The sequence below is a fragment of the Serratia quinivorans genome, assembly GCF_052113645.1.
In the GTDB taxonomy this organism is placed as follows: Bacteria; Pseudomonadota; Gammaproteobacteria; order Enterobacterales; family Enterobacteriaceae; genus Serratia; species Serratia quinivorans_B.
Genome location: NZ_JBIEIU010000001.1, coordinates 1,087,469 through 1,104,943, shown reverse-complemented (window position 1 = coordinate 1,104,943; position 17,475 = coordinate 1,087,469). Strand labels below are relative to the sequence as shown.

The window sequence follows — 17,475 nt, the reverse complement described above, 5'->3', positions numbered from 1 at the left end:
AGGTACGCGATGACGAGCAAACCGTCCGGTTCCGTTAGCTGGTTTCAGGTCTTCCAGCGCGGGCAGCATTATATGAAAACCTGGCCGTCGGACAAACGTCTGGCTCCGGTCTTTCCGGAGAATCGCGTTGCGAGTGTCACCCGCTTTGCCGTCCGCTTTATGCCGCCGCTGGCGGTGTTTACCCTAACCTGGCAGATTGCCCTGGGCGGCCAGCTTGGCCCGGCGATCGCCACCGCGCTGTTCGCCTGCAGCATGCCGATGCAGGGCTTGTGGTGGCTGGGGCGGCGTTCGGTCACCCCGTTGCCGCCAACGCTGCTGCAGTGGTTTCACGAGGTCCGCAACAAGTTGACGGAAGCCGGCCAGGCCGTCGCGCCGGTAGAAGGCACGCCCACCTATCAGGCGTTGGCGGACCTGCTGAAGCGCGCCTTCAAGCAGTTGGACAAAACCTTCCTGGATGACCTCTAATCTCAAAAATGGCCGCATCACTGGCGGCCATGTTAGGGTTCTGACCAATAACCCCCGTTCAAATCAAAGAACCGGCGAGTTGTGATTTCCTGCAATATTGCGCTGTGCGATGCTTTCGCCATGAGTAATTTATCGAGGAAACTATAATGGAAATGACCCACGCCCAACGGCTGATCCTGTCGAACCAATACAAGATGATGACCCTGCTGGATCCGGATAATGCCGAGCGTTACCGTCGCTTGCAGACTATTATCGAACGCGGTTTCGGCCTGCAGATGCGCGAACTGGATCGCGACTTCGGCGAAATGAGCGAAGACGTGTGCCGCACCATTATCAACGTGATGGAAATGCACCACGCGTTGCAGGTCTCCTGGGATAATCTGAAAGACAAGCAGGGCATTGAGGCGCGCCGCCTGGCGTTTCTCGGCTTTGATGCCGCCACTGAGGCGCGCCATCTGAGCTACGTGCGTTTCCTGGTTAACACCGAGGGGCGCTATACTCATTTCGATTCCGGTAGCCACGGCTTCAACGCCCAAACCAAAATGTGGGAAAAGTACCAGCGTATGCTGGCTATCTGGCTGTCATGCCCACGTCAGTATCACTTGAGCGCCGTTGAGATTGCGCAAATTATCAATGCCTGATTAAAAAGAGGTTTCCTGTGGAGTGTAAGGGTTTTCTGTTCGATCTTGATGGGACGTTGGTTGATTCTCTGCCGGCGGTAGAACGCGCCTGGGTTAACTGGGCCAAACGCCGCGGTGTTGATCCGCAGGACGTACTGGATTTTATTCACGGTAAACAGGCCATTACCTCGTTGCGTCATTTTATGCCCGGTGAAAGTGAGGCGGCTATTCAGCAGGAGTTTTTGCTGTTGGAGCAGGTGGAAGCGCAGGACACCGATGGCGTCACCGCGCTGCCCGGCGCCGCGGCTTTGCTGGAGCGCTTGAATAAACTGGAGATCCCCTGGGCGATCGTCACGTCTGGTTCTATTCCGGTCGCAACCGCTCGCCGCAACGCCGCAGGGTTACCGCAGCCGGAGGTTTTCATTACCGCCGAGCAGGTAAAGCGGGGCAAGCCGCAGCCGGATGCGTATCTGCTGGGCGCTGAGCGCCTGGGGTTGGCGCCGCAGGATTGCGTGGTGGTGGAAGACGCCGCCGCCGGCATTCTTTCCGGGCTGGCCGCAGGCTGCCAGGTGATTGCGGTGAATGCACCTGCCGACGCGCCAAAGTTGGATCAGGTCGATCTGCTGCTGTCATCGCTTGAGCAGATTGCGGTGAGCAAAACGCAGCAGGGTGCAGCCATTAACCTGGTGGCGTAACGTTCTATCTTCACCCAAATTGATTAGACCCCGCATCGGCGGGGTTTTTTTATGCTAATTTTTAAGCCCTTGGATTTCTCTGCCGGATGAGGCCGTTTTGAACAGCGAATTACTGTGGGTGCTGAGTTTACTGTTGATTGCCATTGTGTTGTTTACCACCAATAAACTGCGCATGGACGTAGTGGCGTTGCTGGTGATCATCGCCTTTGTGCTGAGCGGCACCCTGACCCTGCCGGAGGCCACGGTGGGTTTCAGCGATCCCAACGTGATCCTGATCGCCGCGCTGTTCGTGATTGGTGAAGGGCTGGTGCGTACCGGTGTGGCTTATCAGGTGGGGGACTGGCTGGTGAAGGTGGCCGGCAGTAGCGAAACCAAAATGCTGATGCTGCTGATGGTCACCGTAGCCGGTCTGGGGGCTTTCATGAGCTCGACCGGCGTGGTGGCGATTTTTATCCCGGTGGTACTCAGCGTGGCGGCGAGGATGAAAATCGCGCCGGGAAGGTTAATGATGCCGCTAAGCTTCGCCGGCCTGATCAGCGGCATGATGACCCTGGTGGCGACGCCGCCGAACATGGTGGTGAACAGCGAGCTGGTACGTGAGGGCATCAGCGGTTTCGGCTTCTTCGGCGTGACGCCGGTAGGCCTGGTGGTGCTGGTGCTGGGCGTGGGCTATATGCTGGTGGCCCGGCGTTGGCTGGGCAATGACGACAACGATAAAACGCGCGAAACCTGGCAGCGCCGCACCTTCCGCGATCTGATCCGCGACTACAAGCTGACCGGCCGGGCGCGTCGGCTGGCGATCCGCAGCGGATCGCCGCTGGTCGGGCATTCGCTGGACGAGCTACACCTGCGTGCTCGCTACGGGGCCAACGTAGTGGGCATTGAACGTTGGAAGCGCTTTCGGCGGGTGATGGTCAGCGCATCCGGCAGCACCGAGCTGCGCGAAGGGGATGTGCTGCTGCTCGACATGTCGGACAGCCAGGTTGATCTGCGTGAATTCTGCAGCGAGCAGCAACTGGAGCCAATGGTCCTGCGCGGCGACTATTTTTCCGAGCAATCGCGCAACGTCGGCATGGCGGAAGTGTCATTGATTCCCGATTCGACGCTGTTGGGAAAAAGCCTGCGCGGATCCGCTTTTCGTAGCCGTTACGATCTGAACGTGGTGGGGATCCGCCGCAATGGTGAAACCCTGGCAGGCAAGCTGGTGGATGAACCGCTGGCGTTGGGCGATATTCTGTTGGTGATCGGCGACTGGAAGGCCATTCGTCAGTTGCAGGCGAAAACCCATGACTTTATCGTGCTCAATCTGCCGGCCGAGGTCGACGAGGTCGCGCCGGCCATCACCCAGGCACCCCATGCGTTATTCTGTCTGGCGCTGATGGTGGCAATGATGCTGACCGACGAGATCCCCAACCCAATCGCCGCGTTGATCGCCTGCCTGTTGATGGGCAAGTTCCGCTGCATCGACATGGAAAGTGCCTATAAGTCGATCCACTGGCCGAGCATTATTTTGATTGTCGGCATGATGCCCTTTGCTCAGGCGCTCCAGAAAACCGGCGGGGTGGATTTGATCGTGCGCGGGTTAATGGACGTTGCCGGTGGTGCCGGGCCGCGAGTTATGCTGGTGTGTCTGTTTGTCCTGTGTGCCACCATTGGCCTGTTTATCTCCAACACGGCAACTGCGGTGCTGATGGCTCCGATCGCCATTGCCGCCGCCCGCGAAATGGGCGTTTCACCGTACCCGTTCGCCATGATCATCGCCATTGCTGCTTCGGCGGCGTTTATGACGCCGGTTTCTTCGCCGGTGAACACCCTGGTGCTGGGGCCTGGGAATTATAAGTTCGGTGATTTTGTCCGCATGGGTGTGCCGTTCACGCTGTTGGTGATGCTGGTTAGCGTGATTATCGTGCCCTGGCTGTATGCATTTTAACGGCGCAGCGTGCTGCGCCATGAGAATTACAGGGAAGAGTCCAGGCTGATTTCATCCAGCGACAGGCTAAAGCTGGGAATAAACACGTTCATGAAATAGTCCATTTCCGGGCTGCTGCGCTGCTGCAGGGTCTTTTCCAGTCGTGCTTTCGCCAGCTTGAATTCGTTATTGCCGGCAGACAGCTCTTCCAAACACTTCAGGTAGGCGCACAGCGCATCGGCTTGCTTGACCACCAATTTTTCATCTTCGGTGTAATAGTGCTCGTCGAGAATAGATCGGAAATCGTTGCGTAATTCCGCCGGGATCATATCCAGCAGCTTCTGCTGGGCGATCTTTTCGATCTTCTTATACTCGTGGGCGATCTGCGGATTGTAGTATTTGATCGGCGTCGGCATGTCGCCGGTGATCACTTCGCTGGCATCGTGGTACATCGCCAGCAGAGCGACGCGATCGGCACTCAGGTTGCCATTGAACTTTCGGTTTTTGATCACCGCCAGCGCATGGGCGACAAACGCCACCTGCAGGCTGTGTTCGGAAACGTTCTCAGTACGTACATTGCGCATCAGCGGCCAGCGGTTAATCAGTTTCAAACGTGACAGATGGGCAAAAAAGTGGCTCTGGCTCATGGTGCTCTCTTTTACAACGGCAAGTGAGGGTTCCATTGTGAGCAGTGACGGCGGGTTATGCAACTCAGGCTGTGCGGTGGGGAACTGACGCAAGAGGAGGGCGCAGCAAGTGAACTGCGCCCACAATGATTACTGACGATAACCTTCCAGGAAGCGGCCCAGTTTGCCCACGGCCATTTCCAGTTCATCCACGCGCGGCAGCGTCACGATACGCACGTGGTCCGGGTACGGCCAGTTGAATGCGCTGCCCTGGACCAGCAGCACTTTTTCCTGCAGCAGCAGGTCCAGCACCAATTTCTGGTCGTCGTGAATATTAAAGCGTTTGGCATCGATGCGCGGGAACATATACAGCGCCCCCTGAGGCTTCACGCAGGAAACCCCCGGGATCTCGTTCAACAATTCCCAGGTGCGATTGCGCTGCTCATAAAGTCGGCCGCCGGGTTGAATAAACTCGCTGATACTCTGATAGCCACCCAGTGCCGTTTGGATGGCGTGCTGCATCGGCACGTTGGCGCACAGACGCATCGACGCCAGCATTTCCAACCCTTCAATATAGCCCTTGGCGTGTTTTTTCGGCCCGTTCAGCACCATCCAGCCCTGACGGAAACCGGCCACACGGTAGGTTTTGGACAGCCCGTTGAAGGTGACGGTCAGCAGGTCCGGCGCCAGTGCGGCGATCGAATGGTGTTCGGCTTCGTCATACAGGATTTTGTCGTAAATCTCGTCGGAGAAGATGATCAGATTATGTTGACGGGCGATCTCGACAATCTGCTCCAGCAGCTCTTTGCTGTATACCGCGCCGGTTGGGTTGTTCGGGTTGATGATCACGATGCCGCGAGTGCGCGGGGTGATTTTGCTGATGATGTCATCCAGATCCGGGAACCAGCCGGCCTGCTCATCGCACAGGTAATGCACGGCTTTACCGCCGGACAGCGAGACCGCTGCGGTCCACAGCGGATAATCCGGCGCCGGCACCAGCATTTCGTCGCCGCTGTTCAGCAGCGCCTGCATGGATTGCACGATCAGCTCGGAAACCCCATTGCCGATGTAGATATCCTCAACGGTCACGTCGCGTATGTTTCGTGCCTGGTAGTGCTGCATGATCGCTTTACGCGCCGAGAAGAGCCCTTTGGAATCGGAATAGCCTTGCGCCGTGGGCAGATTGCGGATCACGTCGACCAGGATTTCATCGGGGGCATCGAAACCGAACGGGGCTGGGTTGCCGATGTTCAGTTTCAGGACTTTATTGCCTTCTTCTTCAAGACGTTTAGCTTCTTTGAGCACCGGGCCACGAATGTCATAGCAGACGTTGTCCAGTTTGCTGGATTTCTCAATGGGGGACATAGAAAGTTGAGCCTTTTGCTGGGATGGGGGCGTTCCTACCGTGGAACACCGCAACCCGCCCAATGTACTCCTGGCGCGGACGCTTTTGAAGGGTCATGCACGCCTTTGGTGCAAACGAAGGGGGCAGCGCGGGATTTTAGGGGATATAAGCAATACTAAAGTGTTTTCATGGATTTTAGTCCTGCATTTTATTTTTAAATTGGTTATTTATTCTGTAGTAAGGGTGGTGCGTAGTCATAATTACGCTGTATCATCCCGCGACGGAAACGGAAGTTTGTAAACTGTTAAGCCCTGTCAGAGATTAAAGAAGTTAAAATGTAAAGAAATGATAATGCCGGAGTAGTCTGATAGCGGGATGCCAATCGGCGATCCAAACTGAGGATAGAGATGAATTACATTAGCCCTATTTCAGTTTCTCTCTTAAGCGGTGTTTAAGTAGTTATTCCTGATTTATTCACGGAATAAATGTTACTGATTGAATTTATTAAAATCATTAAGAAATGAACCGAACGTTACGCTGCAAGGCCCTTACTTTTTCTTGCATCGAATGACGCTGAGGCCAGTCTGGATGCGGGGGTTGTGCAGCACAATTGGTGTGGAAATCTCACGCGTTGAATGAGTAAAATATTTAGTTCGGTAAAAATCAAACACTTTCACCACTTATAAAGTACGGCGTTCTATAAGCATTTACGATAGATCACATTTTAAAAGGCGATAGAGGTAACGAAATAAAAGTAATTTTTTTGCCCTCCACTAATGAGTGGGGTACTGTCATGTCTGGTATCGCCCTTTAAACGATGCCTTAGAAACACACCAGGGTAGTTTGTAAATTAGAATTCAAAAAGTGAAGAAAACACTATGACAACTGCAAATCGTCCGATACTCAATCTCGACCTCGATCTGCTTAGAACCTTTGTAGCTGTTGCTGATTTGAATACTTTTGCGGCGGCGGCAGTCGCCGTTTGTCGTACTCAATCAGCCGTCAGCCAACAAATGCAGCGGTTAGAGCAACTGGTTGGCAAAGAGTTGTTTGCCCGTCATGGGCGCAATAAATTACTGACCGAACACGGTATTCAGCTTCTCGGCTACGCCAGGAAAATCCTGCGCTTCAACGACGAAGCCTGTACTTCATTGATGTACAACAATATAAAAGGTGTTCTGACTATTGGCGCTTCCGATGATACCGCCGATACCATCCTGCCTTTCCTGCTTAACCGCGTCACTTCGGTGTATCCAAAACTGGCGATTGATGTTCGGGTGAAACCTAGCTCGTTCATGATCGACATGCTGGAAAACGGCGAAGTCGATCTGGCAATCACCACGATAGCGGCTGCAGATCGCCCGCATATTGTGCTGCGAACTTCACCCACCCTGTGGTATTGCGCGGCGGATTACCATTTCCAGGTCGGCGAGCCGATCCCGTTGGTGGTGATGGACGAACCAAGTCCGTTCCGCGAGATGGCGATCAAGCACCTGGATGACGCCGGGATCCCATGGCGGATCGCCTATGTGGCCTCGACGCTTTCCGCCGTTCGCGCCGCCTGCAAGGCCGGCCTGGGCATCACCGTTCGTCCCATCGAAATGATGAGTCCGGATCTGCGAGTTCTTGGCGCAGTAGAAGGGTTGCCGCCGCTGCCTGATACTCAATACAGCCTGTGCAAGGACTCACAGTGCGGTAATGAGCTGGCGATGGCGATTTTCAGCGCCATGCAAAACGGCAACGACAACTACAGCTTCAGCGGGCCTGGCGCATCGCTGCAAGATGATGCCTGTCTGGTTGACGATGAGGAATAACGCCAAAAAGCGTTAAACCGGGTGATAAAACCTCTGCTTCGGCGGAGGTTTTTTTTGGCCAAAATTCGGTAAAAGTTAAATTTATAGCGACTTCGATTGATTTACATATCGAAGCTATCATTTGTTTTGGTTTTGGTTGGCAATGAGAACGGTTGTCAGACGAAGAAAAAGACTTTCGCTGTTTTTTTGAACGATTAATTCTGCGGGTAAAGACCTGGAATGAATAAGGTTATTTTGATAGCTTGTCACGGTCATTTTGAACGCAGAAATTGACAAAATTTATTAAAGGGCCACACTTTTTTTGAGGTTTTATGCTGAAAACGTGTCCTGGATCAAAAAAATACCCCTAGGTAGTGAGTGGAAGAACAGGAGATTCCTGAGACAATGGTATAGTAAAACTGAAATGTGCACGTTGGTTTATATCTATCTGTTTCTACACGGCAATTAACTGACACGATTTAGCCTAAGCCAGTCGCATCAAATGTTAATTAAATGATACGTATGTAAACTAGTGTGTAGATACTTTTGTCAAAGTTGACAAAAGGTTATAGAAAGGAGTAAAAAGCCCACAGTAAAACACTGCCTAACTCGCTGTAATAGCAGTTTGTTTGTGTGGTTAATTTATCCTTCCCTTAAATCGATGTGGTGCACTAACTGCCAGATACAAGAGCAGAGCGATCGACGCCACTTTTGATGAGTAAGCATAGAGTATGTCAACAACCACTGAAGTTATCGCTCATCACTGGGCGTTCGCCGTATTTCTTGTCGTGGCTATCGGGCTTTGCGGCTTCATGCTGCTGGGCGCGTTTTTCTTGGGCGGGAGAGCCCGTGCGCGTGCCAAACATACCCCGTTTGAATCAGGCATCGACTCGGTCGGTACGGCGCGTATGCGTCTGTCCGCCAAGTTCTACCTGGTCGCCATGTTCTTCGTTATTTTCGATGTTGAAGCCTTGTACCTGTACGCCTGGTCGGTCTCCATTCGTGAGAGCGGTTGGGTTGGCTTTATCGAAGCCGCCATTTTCATTTTGGTGCTATTGGCCGGTTTGTTTTATCTGGTGCGTATCGGCGCATTGGACTGGACACCATCGCGTTCCAAACGTCTGAGTAAACCAGGCACGATCACTAACACCAACAGTCATCCGCAGTAGTCGGTTAAAACGAGGCATTAAGATGGACTATACGCTCACCCGCATAGACCCGAACGGTGAGAACGACCGTTACCCCCTGCAAAAACAGGAGATCGTCGCCGATCCCCTGGACCAACAGGTTCACCGCACGGTTTACATGGGTAAACTCGAACATGCATTGCATGACATGGTGAACTGGGGGCGTAAAAACTCTATTTGGCCCTATAACTTTGGCCTGTCGTGCTGTTACGTGGAGATGGTGACGTCGTTTACCGCCGTTCACGACGTGGCGCGTTTTGGTGCCGAAGTATTGCGTGCATCGCCACGTCAGGCTGACCTGATGGTTGTAGCCGGTACCTGTTTCACCAAGATGGCCCCGGTGATTCAGCGTCTGTACGAACAGATGCTGGAACCCAAATGGGTGATCTCCATGGGGGCCTGCGCCAACTCCGGCGGCATGTACGACATCTACTCCGTCGTGCAGGGCGTGGACAAGTTCCTGCCGGTCGACGTGTATATCCCGGGTTGCCCACCGCGTCCAGAAGCTTACATGCAGGCGCTGATGCTGCTGCAGGAATCGATCGGCAAAGAACGCCGTCCGCTGTCCTGGGTTGTTGGCGATCAGGGCGTTTACCGCGCCAATATGCAGTCTGAAAGAGAGCGTAAACACGGCGAGCGTATCGCGGTGACCAACCTTCGGACGCCTGACGAGATTTAAGACGTTCATTTAACGTCCATCTTAGTGCGCTATTGGTTAACACAGCGAAAAGTGAACTTGCGGCGAAATAACCCTTTAGTGTGGTGAAAAAAAATTATGACAGATTCAACGACGCACGACGCCTTGCCGGCCTGGCAAACCAGAGATCATCTCGATGATCCGGTGATTGGCGAACTGCGCAACCGTTTTGGGCCGGAAGCCTTTACTGTTCAGCCCTCCCGTACCGGAATGCCCGTGGTATGGGTCAAGCCTGACCAGTTACTGGAAGTAATGACGTTTTTGAGAAAACAGCCGAAGCCTTACGTCATGCTGTTCGATCTGCATGGCGTGGACGAGCGTCTTCGCACCCACCGCGACGGTCTGCCTGCTGCGGATTTTTCTGTTTTCTACCATCTGATTTCTATCGAACGCAACCGCGACATCATGCTGAAAGTGGCGCTGTCTGAAAAAGACTTGCACGTGCCCACAGCCACCAAGGTTTTCCCTAATGCCAACTGGTATGAGCGCGAAACCTGGGAAATGTTCGGTATCACCTTCGATGGCCACCCGCACCTGACGCGCATCATGATGCCGCAGACCTGGGAAGGCCACCCGCTGCGTAAAGACTACCCGGCGCGCGCCACCGAATTCGATCCCTTTGTGTTGACCAAACAGAAAGAAGATCTGGAAATGGAAGCGCTGACCTTCAAGCCGGAAGACTGGGGCATGAAGCGCGGTACCGAGAACGAGGACTTCATGTTCCTTAACCTCGGCCCAAACCACCCGTCTGCGCACGGTGCATTCCGTATCATTTTGCAGCTGGATGGCGAAGAGATCGTCGACTGCGTACCGGATATCGGTTACCACCACCGTGGCGCCGAGAAAATGGGCGAGCGTCAGTCCTGGCACAGCTACATTCCGTACACCGACCGTATCGAGTATCTCGGCGGCTGCGTGAACGAAATGCCTTACGTGCTGGCGGTTGAGAAACTGGCCGGGATCAAGGTGCCTGATCGCGTTGATACTATCCGCGTGATGCTGTCCGAACTGTTCCGCATCAACAGTCACCTGCTGTACATCAGTACTTTCATTCAGGACGTCGGCGCCATGACCCCGGTGTTCTTCGCCTTTACCGATCGTCAGAAAATCTACGATCTGGTGGAAGCGATTACCGGTTTCCGTATGCACCCGGCCTGGTTCCGTATTGGTGGTGTCGCACACGACCTGCCGCGCGGTTGGGATCGTCTGCTGCGCGAGTTCCTCGAGTGGATGCCGAAACGTCTGGATTCCTACGTCAAGGCCGCGCTGAAGAACAGCATCCTGAAAGGCCGTTCCGTAGGCGTTGCATCCTACAATGCCAAAGAAGCGTTGGAGTGGGGCGTGACCGGCGCCGGTCTGCGTGCCACCGGTATCGAGTTCGACGTGCGCAAATGGCGTCCGTATTCCGGCTATGAGAATTTCGACTTCGAAATCCCGGTCGGCGACGGCAACAGCGACTGCTATACCCGTGTGATGCTGAAAGTGGAAGAGCTGCGCCAGAGCCTGCGCATTCTCGAACAGTGCCTGAACAACATGCCGGAAGGCCCGTTCAAGGCCGATCACCCGCTGACCACGCCGCCACCGAAAGAGCGTACGCTGCAGCACATTGAAACGCTGATCACCCACTTCCTGCAGGTTTCCTGGGGCCCGGTGATGCCAGCCAACGAATCATTCCAGATGATTGAAGCCACCAAAGGGATTAACAGCTACTACCTGACCAGCGACGGCAGCACCATGAGCTACCGCACCCGGGTACGTACGCCAAGCTTTGCGCACCTGCAGCAAATCCCGGCGGTAATCCGTGGCAGCCTGGTCTCAGACCTGATCGTCTATCTGGGTAGTATCGATTTTGTAATGTCAGATGTGGACCGCTAACTATGCATGATCAAAAAGACAATCACGCGAATAACGAAGCGCTTGAACCCATCAATGCGGCCGCTCCTCAGAGCGGCGTTGATGCATTTGAGCTGAGCGCGGAAGAACGTGATGCGATCGAGCACGAAAAGCACCATTACGAGGATCCACGCGCCGCCTCCATCGAAGCACTGAAAATTGTGCAGAAGCAGCGCGGCTGGGTTCCGGACGGGGCGATTTATGCCATCGCGGAAGTGCTGGGCATTCCTGCCAGCGACGTAGAAGGCGTGGCCACGTTCTACAGCCAGATTTTCCGTCAGCCAGTAGGACGTCACGTGATCCGTTATTGTGACAGCGTTGTTTGTCACATCACCGGTTACCAGGGCATTCAGGCCGCCATTGAGAAGAAGCTGAGCATCAAACCGGGTCAAACCACTTTTGATGGCCGTTTCACTCTGCTGCCAACCTGCTGCCTGGGCAACTGCGATAAAGGGCCGACCATGATGATTGATGAGGACACTCACAGTCAGTTGAAGCCTGAAGATATCGAGACGCTACTGGAGCAGTATCAATGATTAAAGACATTGTACGCACTCCCGAAATGCACCCGCTGACCTGGCGACTGCGTGATGACAAACAGCCGGTGTGGCTGGATGAATACCGCAGCAAGAACGGCTATGCGGGCGCCGAAAAGGCCATTAAGGGTCTGGCTCCGGACGAGATCGTCACCCTGGTGAAAGACGCCGGGCTGAAAGGTCGAGGCGGTGCAGGTTTCTCCACCGGTCTGAAGTGGAGCCTGATGCCGAAAGACGAATCCATGAACATCCGTTACCTGCTGTGTAACGCCGATGAAATGGAGCCGGGCACCTATAAAGACCGCTTGCTGATGGAGCAATTGCCGCACCTGTTGGTGGAAGGCATGCTGATCTCGGCTTTCGCGCTGAAAGCTTATCGCGGCTACATCTTCCTGCGCGGTGAGTACATCGAAGCGGCGGTACATCTGCGCCGTGCGATCGCCGAAGCCACCGAAGCCGGTTATTTGGGCAAGAACATCATGGGCAGCGGCTTCGACTTCGAGCTGATTGTTCATACCGGTGCCGGTCGCTACATCTGCGGCGAAGAAACCGCCCTGATTAACTCGCTGGAAGGCCGCCGCGCCAACCCGCGCTCCAAGCCACCGTTCCCGGCTTCTTCCGGCGTTTGGGGCAAACCGACCTGCGTCAATAACGTAGAAACCCTGTGCAACGTGCCGGCCATCCTGGCGAACGGCATTGATTGGTACAAGGGGATCTCCGCCGGCAAAAGTAACGACGCCGGGACCAAACTGATGGGCTTCTCCGGCCGGGTGAAAAACCCAGGCGTTTGGGAGCTGCCGTTTGGCACCACCGCGCGTGAAATTCTGGAAGATTACGCCGGCGGCATGCGTGATGGATTGCGTTTTAAAGCCTGGCAGCCAGGCGGCGCAGGGACTGACTTCCTGACGGCCGATCACCTCGATCTGCCGATGGACTTCGAAAACATCGGCAAAGCCGGCAGCCGTCTCGGCACTGCGTTGGCGATGGCGGTGGACCACGAAATCGGTATGGTTCCGTTGGTGCGCAACCTGGAAGAGTTCTTCGCACGCGAGTCCTGCGGTTGGTGTACGCCATGCCGTGACGGCCTGCCGTGGAGCGTGAAGATCCTGCGTGCGTTGGAAAATGGCGAAGGGCAGCCGGGGGATATCGAAACCCTCGAGCAGCTGTGCCGTTCCCTCGGCCCGGGCAAAACCTTCTGCGCCCACGCGCCAGGTGCCGTAGAGCCACTGCAAAGCGCAATTAAATATTTCCGTGAAGAGTTCGAAGCGGGCATTGCCGTGAAGCAGTTCAGTAACGCGCATGCGATTGGCGGTATTCAGCCGAACAATCTGCTGAAGCAACGCTGGTAAGCCGACTCGCCCCGACGACACGGCCAGAATTTTTGATTAACGCCTGCCGCAAGGCAGGCCACTTGGAAGCATGCTGACTATGGCTACGATTCATGTAGACGGCAAAGAATACGACGTAGATGGAGCTGACAACCTGTTGCAGGCTTGTCTCTCCCTCGGCCTCGATATTCCTTACTTTTGCTGGCATCCGGCGCTGGGAAGCGTCGGCGCTTGCCGCCAATGTGCGGTAAAGCAATACCAAAACGCGGAAGATACGCGTGGCCGTTTGGTGATGTCTTGTATGACACCGGCATCCGATGGAACCTTTATTTCCATCGACGATTCCGAAGCCAAACAGTTCCGTGAAAGCGTGGTTGAGTGGTTAATGACCAACCACCCGCACGACTGTCCGGTATGTGAAGAAGGCGGTAACTGTCACCTGCAGGATATGACAGTAATGACCGGCCACAGCTTCCGTAAATACCGCTTCAGTAAGCGTACCCACAACAACCAGGAGCTGGGACCGTTTATCTCGCATGAGATGAACCGTTGCATCGCCTGTTACCGTTGTGTGCGCTACTACAAGGATTATGCGGACGGCACCGACTTCGGTGTGTACGGCGCGCACGATAACGTCTACTTCGGTCGCGTCGAGAGCGGCACGCTGGAAAGCGAGTTCTCCGGTAACCTGGTAGAAGTGTGCCCGACCGGCGTGTTCACCGACAAAACCCACTCCGAGCGTTATAACCGTAAGTGGGACATGCAGTTTGCGCCAAGCATCTGCCAGCAGTGCAGCATCGGCTGTAACACCAGCCCGGGCGAGCGCTATGGCGAATTGCGTCGCATCGAAAACCGCTATAACGGCAGCGTGAACCACTACTTCCTGTGTGACCGCGGCCGCTTCGGTTATGGCTACGTGAACCAGAAAGATCGTCCACGTCAGCCACAGCAACTGCGCGGCAACGACTGGATCACCCTGAATGCCGAACAGGCAATGCAGGGTGCGGCGGACATCCTGCGCCAGGCGAAGAAAACCATCGGTATCGGCTCGCCACGCGCCAGCCTGGAAAGTAACTTCGCGCTGCGTGAACTGGTTGGCGCCGAGAACTTCTACACCGGTATTTCGCAGGCTGAACAGGGTCGTCTGAACCTGATGTTGAACGTGCTGCAAAACAGCGGCGTTCACACTCCTGCGCTGCGCGAAATCGAAGGTTACGACGCGGTATTGGTGTTGGGTGAAGATCTGACCCAGACCGGCGCGCGTATCGCTCTGTCGGTGCGCCAGGCCGTGAAAGGCAAAGCTCGCGCCATGGCTGCGGCCCAACGCGTTGCCGACTGGCAGATCGCTGCAATACAGAACATTGGCCAGCATGCCAAATACCCGCTGTTCGTCACCAACGTGGATAACACCCGTCTGGATGACATCGCCGCATGGAACTATCGTGCTCCGGTGGATGAGCAGGCGCGCCTCGGCTTCGCTATCGCCCATGCGCTGGACAACGCGGCACCGGCGGTCAACGATTTGGCTGACGGCCTGAACAAGAAAGTCGACATCATCGTGCAGGCGCTGACCGATGCGCGTAAGCCGCTGATCGTCACCGGCAGCAACGCCGGCAGCGAAGCCATCATCGCAGCGGCGGCCAACATCGCCAAAGCGTTGAAGGATCGCGGCTCTGACGTGGGCATCACCTTCGTAGCCAGCTCGGCCAACAGCATCGGTTTGTCGATGATTGGCGGCGGTTCGCTCGATCAGGCGCTGACGCAGTTGGAAAACGGCGAAGCAGACACCGCTATCGTGATGGAAAACGATCTCTACCGACATGCGTCGGCGGCGAAAGTGGACGCTGCGTTGGCCAAGGTCAGCAACCTGATCGTGGTCGATCACCAGCGTACGGCGATCATGGACAAGGCTAACCTGATCCTGTCGGCGGCCAGCTTCGCGGAAAGCGACGGTACCCTGATCAACCAGGAAGGCCGCGCACAGCGTTTCTTCCAGGTTTACGATCCGGCGTATTACGACGACGCGAAGAAAGGCGTTTACACCGTGATGCTGGAAAGCTGGCGTTGGATGCACTCGCTGCATTCCACCTATACCAGCCGTCACGTGGACTGGACGCAGCTTGATCACGTGATCGAAGCCTGCGTGAGCGCGTTGCCGCAGTTGCAAGGCATTGTTGAAGCTGCGCCGGACGCGAGTTTCCGCATCCGCGGTCAGAAACTGGCGCGTTCTCCGCATCGTTCCAGTGGCCGTACGGCGATGCGCGCTAACATCAGCGTGCACGAACCGCGCCAGCCGCAGGATAAAGACACCATGTTCGCCTTCTCGATGGAAGGGAACAACAGTCCGCTGGCCGATCGTCAGCAGATCCCGTTCGCCTGGGCACCAGGTTGGAACTCACCGCAGGCATGGAACAAGTTCCAGGCCGAAGTGGGCGGCAAGCTGCGTCATGGCGATCCGGGTGTGCGTTTGATCGAAGCAGGGGAGGGCAAGCTGGATTACTTCACCGACGTGCCTGCCGCCTTCGGTCATGAGCAAGGCTGGCGTGTTGCGCCTTATTACCACCTGTTCGGCAGTGATGAAATGTCACAGCGTTCCGATGTGATCCAGCAGCGTATGCCTGATGCCTACGTGATGGTGAACCCGGCAGATGCCGCTGCGCTTGGCGTAAATGCCGGTGCGCTGGTGGAGTTCAGCTGTGCAGGCCAGACGCTGCGTCTGCCGGTGCGTCTGAGTGAAACCCTGACCCAGGGCCAGGTGGGATTACCGCTTGGCTTGCCAGGGATCCCGCCGGTACTGGTGGGTGCAACGGTTGAAAATCTGCGGGAGGCAACACGATGAGCTGGTTTACCCCAGAGGTGATCGAGATTTTGATCTCCGTGCTTAAAGCGGTAGTGATCCTGCTGGTCGTCGTCACCTGCGGTGCTTTCATGAGCTTCGGCGAACGTCGTCTGCTCGGCCTGTTCCAGAACCGTTACGGGCCAAACCGTGTCGGCTGGGGCGGTTCGCTGCAGCTGGTCGCCGACATGATCAAAATGTTCTTCAAGGAAGACTGGGTACCGAAATTCTCCGACCGGGTGATCTTTACCCTGGCGCCGATGATCGCCTTTACTTCCCTGTTGCTGGCATTTGCCATCGTCCCGGTCAGCCCGACCTGGGCGGTGTCCGACCTTAACATCGGTATTTTGTTCTTCCTGATGATGGCCGGCCTGGCGGTTTACGCCGTGCTGTTCGCCGGCTGGTCGAGCAACAACAAATACTCGCTGTTGGGGGCGATGCGTGCTTCTGCGCAAACCCTGAGCTACGAAGTGTTCATCGGCCTGTCGCTGATGGGCGTGGTGGCGCAGGCGGACTCCTTCAACATGCAGACCATCGTTGAATCTCAGGCGCATCTGTGGAACGTCATCCCGCAATTCTTCGGCTTCGTGACCTTTGCGATTGCCGGCGTTGCCGTATGTCACCGCCACCCGTTTGACCAACCGGAAGCCGAGCAGGAACTGGCTGACGGTTACCACATTGAATATTCCGGCATGAAGTTCGGCCTGTTCTTCGTGGGTGAGTACATCGGTATCGTCACCGTTTCTGCCCTGATTGTGACGTTGTTCTTCGGTGGCTGGCAGGGTCCATTCCTGCCGCCATTCATCTGGTTCGCGCTGAAAACGGCTTTCTTCATGATGATGTTCATTCTGATTCGTGCTGCTCTGCCACGTCCGCGTTATGACCAGGTGATGGCCTTCGGCTGGAAAGTGTGTCTGCCGCTGACGCTGCTGAACCTGTTGGCGACCGCCGCAGTCATTTTGTACAACGCTCAATAAGGGGTGAATAAACCATGACATTGAAAGAGTTATTGGTTGGTTTCGGCACCCAGGTGCGCAGCATTTGGATGATAGGCATGCATGCCTTCGCCAAGCGCGAAACCCAGATGTATCCGGAAGAACCGGTTTACCTGCCGCCGCGTTACCGTGGCCGTATCGTGCTGACGCGCGATCCGGACGGTGAAGAACGCTGCGTGGCTTGTAACCTGTGTGCGGTTGCCTGCCCGGTGGGCTGTATCTCGCTGCAAAAAGCAGAACAGAAAGATGGCCGTTGGTACCCGGAATTCTTCCGCATCAACTTCTCGCGCTGCATTTTCTGCGGCCTGTGCGAAGAAGCTTGCCCAACGACCGCGATCCAGCTGACGCCGGATTTCGAAATGGGTGAGTTCAAGCGTCAGGATCTGGTGTACGAAAAAGAAGATCTGTTGATCTCGGGGCCGGGTAAATATCCGGAATATAACTTCTACCGGATGGCCGGTATGGCGATTGACGGCAAAGCCAAGGGCGAAGCCGAAAACGAAGCCAAACCGATCGACGTCAAAGGTCTGTTGCCTTAAGGAGCCAGCAA

Annotated in this window: 15 protein-coding genes; 13 read left to right on the top strand and 2 right to left on the bottom strand. The window is 55.4% G+C overall.

All coding sequences use genetic code 11. The annotated features are described in order from the left end of the window. The first annotated feature begins 9 nt into the window (after positions 1-9). From yfbV to ACGS9J_RS04985, 4 genes are all read left to right on the top strand, one after another. Positions 10-465: a terminus macrodomain insulation protein YfbV gene (yfbV, locus tag ACGS9J_RS05000; RefSeq protein ID WP_442229910.1), complete on the top strand. Its 456-nt coding sequence runs from the start codon at positions 10-12 to the stop codon at positions 463-465. A 146-nt stretch (positions 466-611) separates the two neighbouring features. Continuing rightward, a complete protein-coding gene (locus ACGS9J_RS04995; RefSeq protein WP_020827855.1) occupies positions 612-1,106 on the top strand; it encodes a YfbU family protein in 495 nt (164 codons plus the stop codon). A 17-nt stretch (positions 1,107-1,123) separates the two neighbouring features. Continuing rightward, positions 1,124-1,780 carry a sugar phosphatase gene (locus ACGS9J_RS04990; protein WP_442229909.1) on the top strand — a complete coding sequence of 219 codons (657 nt, stop codon included), beginning with the start codon at positions 1,124-1,126 and terminating at the stop codon, positions 1,778-1,780. Positions 1,781-1,877: 97 nt separating this feature from the next. Next, complete coding sequence (locus tag ACGS9J_RS04985) at positions 1,878-3,710, top strand: SLC13 family permease (RefSeq protein WP_442229908.1); 1,833 nt, start codon at positions 1,878-1,880, stop codon at positions 3,708-3,710. Positions 3,711-3,736: 26 nt separating this feature from the next. Here the strand turns inward: ACGS9J_RS04985 and yfbR are convergent, their stop codons facing one another. Next, positions 3,737-4,336, bottom strand: a complete 600-nt coding sequence (gene yfbR / locus ACGS9J_RS04980) for a 5'-deoxynucleotidase (protein WP_037421003.1) — start codon at positions 4,334-4,336, stop codon at positions 3,737-3,739. A gap of 129 nt (positions 4,337-4,465) precedes the next feature. Beyond that, positions 4,466-5,680 carry a pyridoxal phosphate-dependent aminotransferase gene (locus ACGS9J_RS04975; protein WP_442229907.1) on the bottom strand — a complete coding sequence of 405 codons (1,215 nt, stop codon included), beginning with the start codon at positions 5,678-5,680 and terminating at the stop codon, positions 4,466-4,468. An 858-nt stretch (positions 5,681-6,538) separates the two neighbouring features. Here ACGS9J_RS04975 and lrhA point away from each other — a divergent pair. The 9 genes from lrhA (at position 6,539) to nuoI (ending at position 17,464) form a co-directional block, all read left to right on the top strand. Further along, positions 6,539-7,474, top strand: coding sequence for a transcriptional regulator LrhA (gene lrhA, locus ACGS9J_RS04970; RefSeq protein ID WP_442229906.1), 936 nt, complete (start codon positions 6,539-6,541; stop codon positions 7,472-7,474). Positions 7,475-8,184: 710 nt separating this feature from the next. After that, positions 8,185-8,622 carry an NADH-quinone oxidoreductase subunit A gene (locus tag ACGS9J_RS04965; RefSeq protein WP_442229905.1) on the top strand — a complete coding sequence of 146 codons (438 nt, stop codon included), beginning with the start codon at positions 8,185-8,187 and terminating at the stop codon, positions 8,620-8,622. 22 nt (positions 8,623-8,644) lie between these two features. After that, positions 8,645-9,319: a NuoB/complex I 20 kDa subunit family protein gene (locus ACGS9J_RS04960; RefSeq protein WP_004947278.1), complete on the top strand. Its 675-nt coding sequence runs from the start codon at positions 8,645-8,647 to the stop codon at positions 9,317-9,319. Positions 9,320-9,415: 96 nt separating this feature from the next. Continuing rightward, a complete protein-coding gene (nuoC, locus tag ACGS9J_RS04955; protein WP_442229904.1) occupies positions 9,416-11,212 on the top strand; it encodes an NADH-quinone oxidoreductase subunit C/D in 1,797 nt (598 codons plus the stop codon). 2 nt (positions 11,213-11,214) lie between these two features. Continuing rightward, on the top strand, positions 11,215-11,766 hold the full coding sequence (gene nuoE / locus ACGS9J_RS04950) for an NADH-quinone oxidoreductase subunit NuoE (protein WP_104410952.1): 552 nt from the start codon (positions 11,215-11,217) through the stop codon (positions 11,764-11,766). Continuing rightward, a complete protein-coding gene (gene nuoF, locus ACGS9J_RS04945) occupies positions 11,763-13,115 on the top strand; it encodes an NADH-quinone oxidoreductase subunit NuoF (protein ID WP_442229903.1) in 1,353 nt (450 codons plus the stop codon). The genes nuoE and nuoF overlap by 4 nt, the downstream gene beginning before the upstream one ends. 79 nt (positions 13,116-13,194) lie before the next feature. Further along, on the top strand, positions 13,195-15,933 hold the full coding sequence (gene nuoG / locus ACGS9J_RS04940) for an NADH-quinone oxidoreductase subunit NuoG (RefSeq protein WP_442229902.1): 2,739 nt from the start codon (positions 13,195-13,197) through the stop codon (positions 15,931-15,933). Next, complete coding sequence (gene nuoH, locus ACGS9J_RS04935; RefSeq protein WP_442229901.1) at positions 15,930-16,907, top strand: NADH-quinone oxidoreductase subunit NuoH; 978 nt, start codon at positions 15,930-15,932, stop codon at positions 16,905-16,907. Before nuoG ends, nuoH begins: the two co-directional genes overlap by 4 nt. Before the next feature lie 14 nt (positions 16,908-16,921). Then, complete coding sequence (gene nuoI, locus ACGS9J_RS04930) at positions 16,922-17,464, top strand: NADH-quinone oxidoreductase subunit NuoI (RefSeq protein WP_006317994.1); 543 nt, start codon at positions 16,922-16,924, stop codon at positions 17,462-17,464. Positions 17,465-17,475 lie beyond the last annotated feature (11 nt).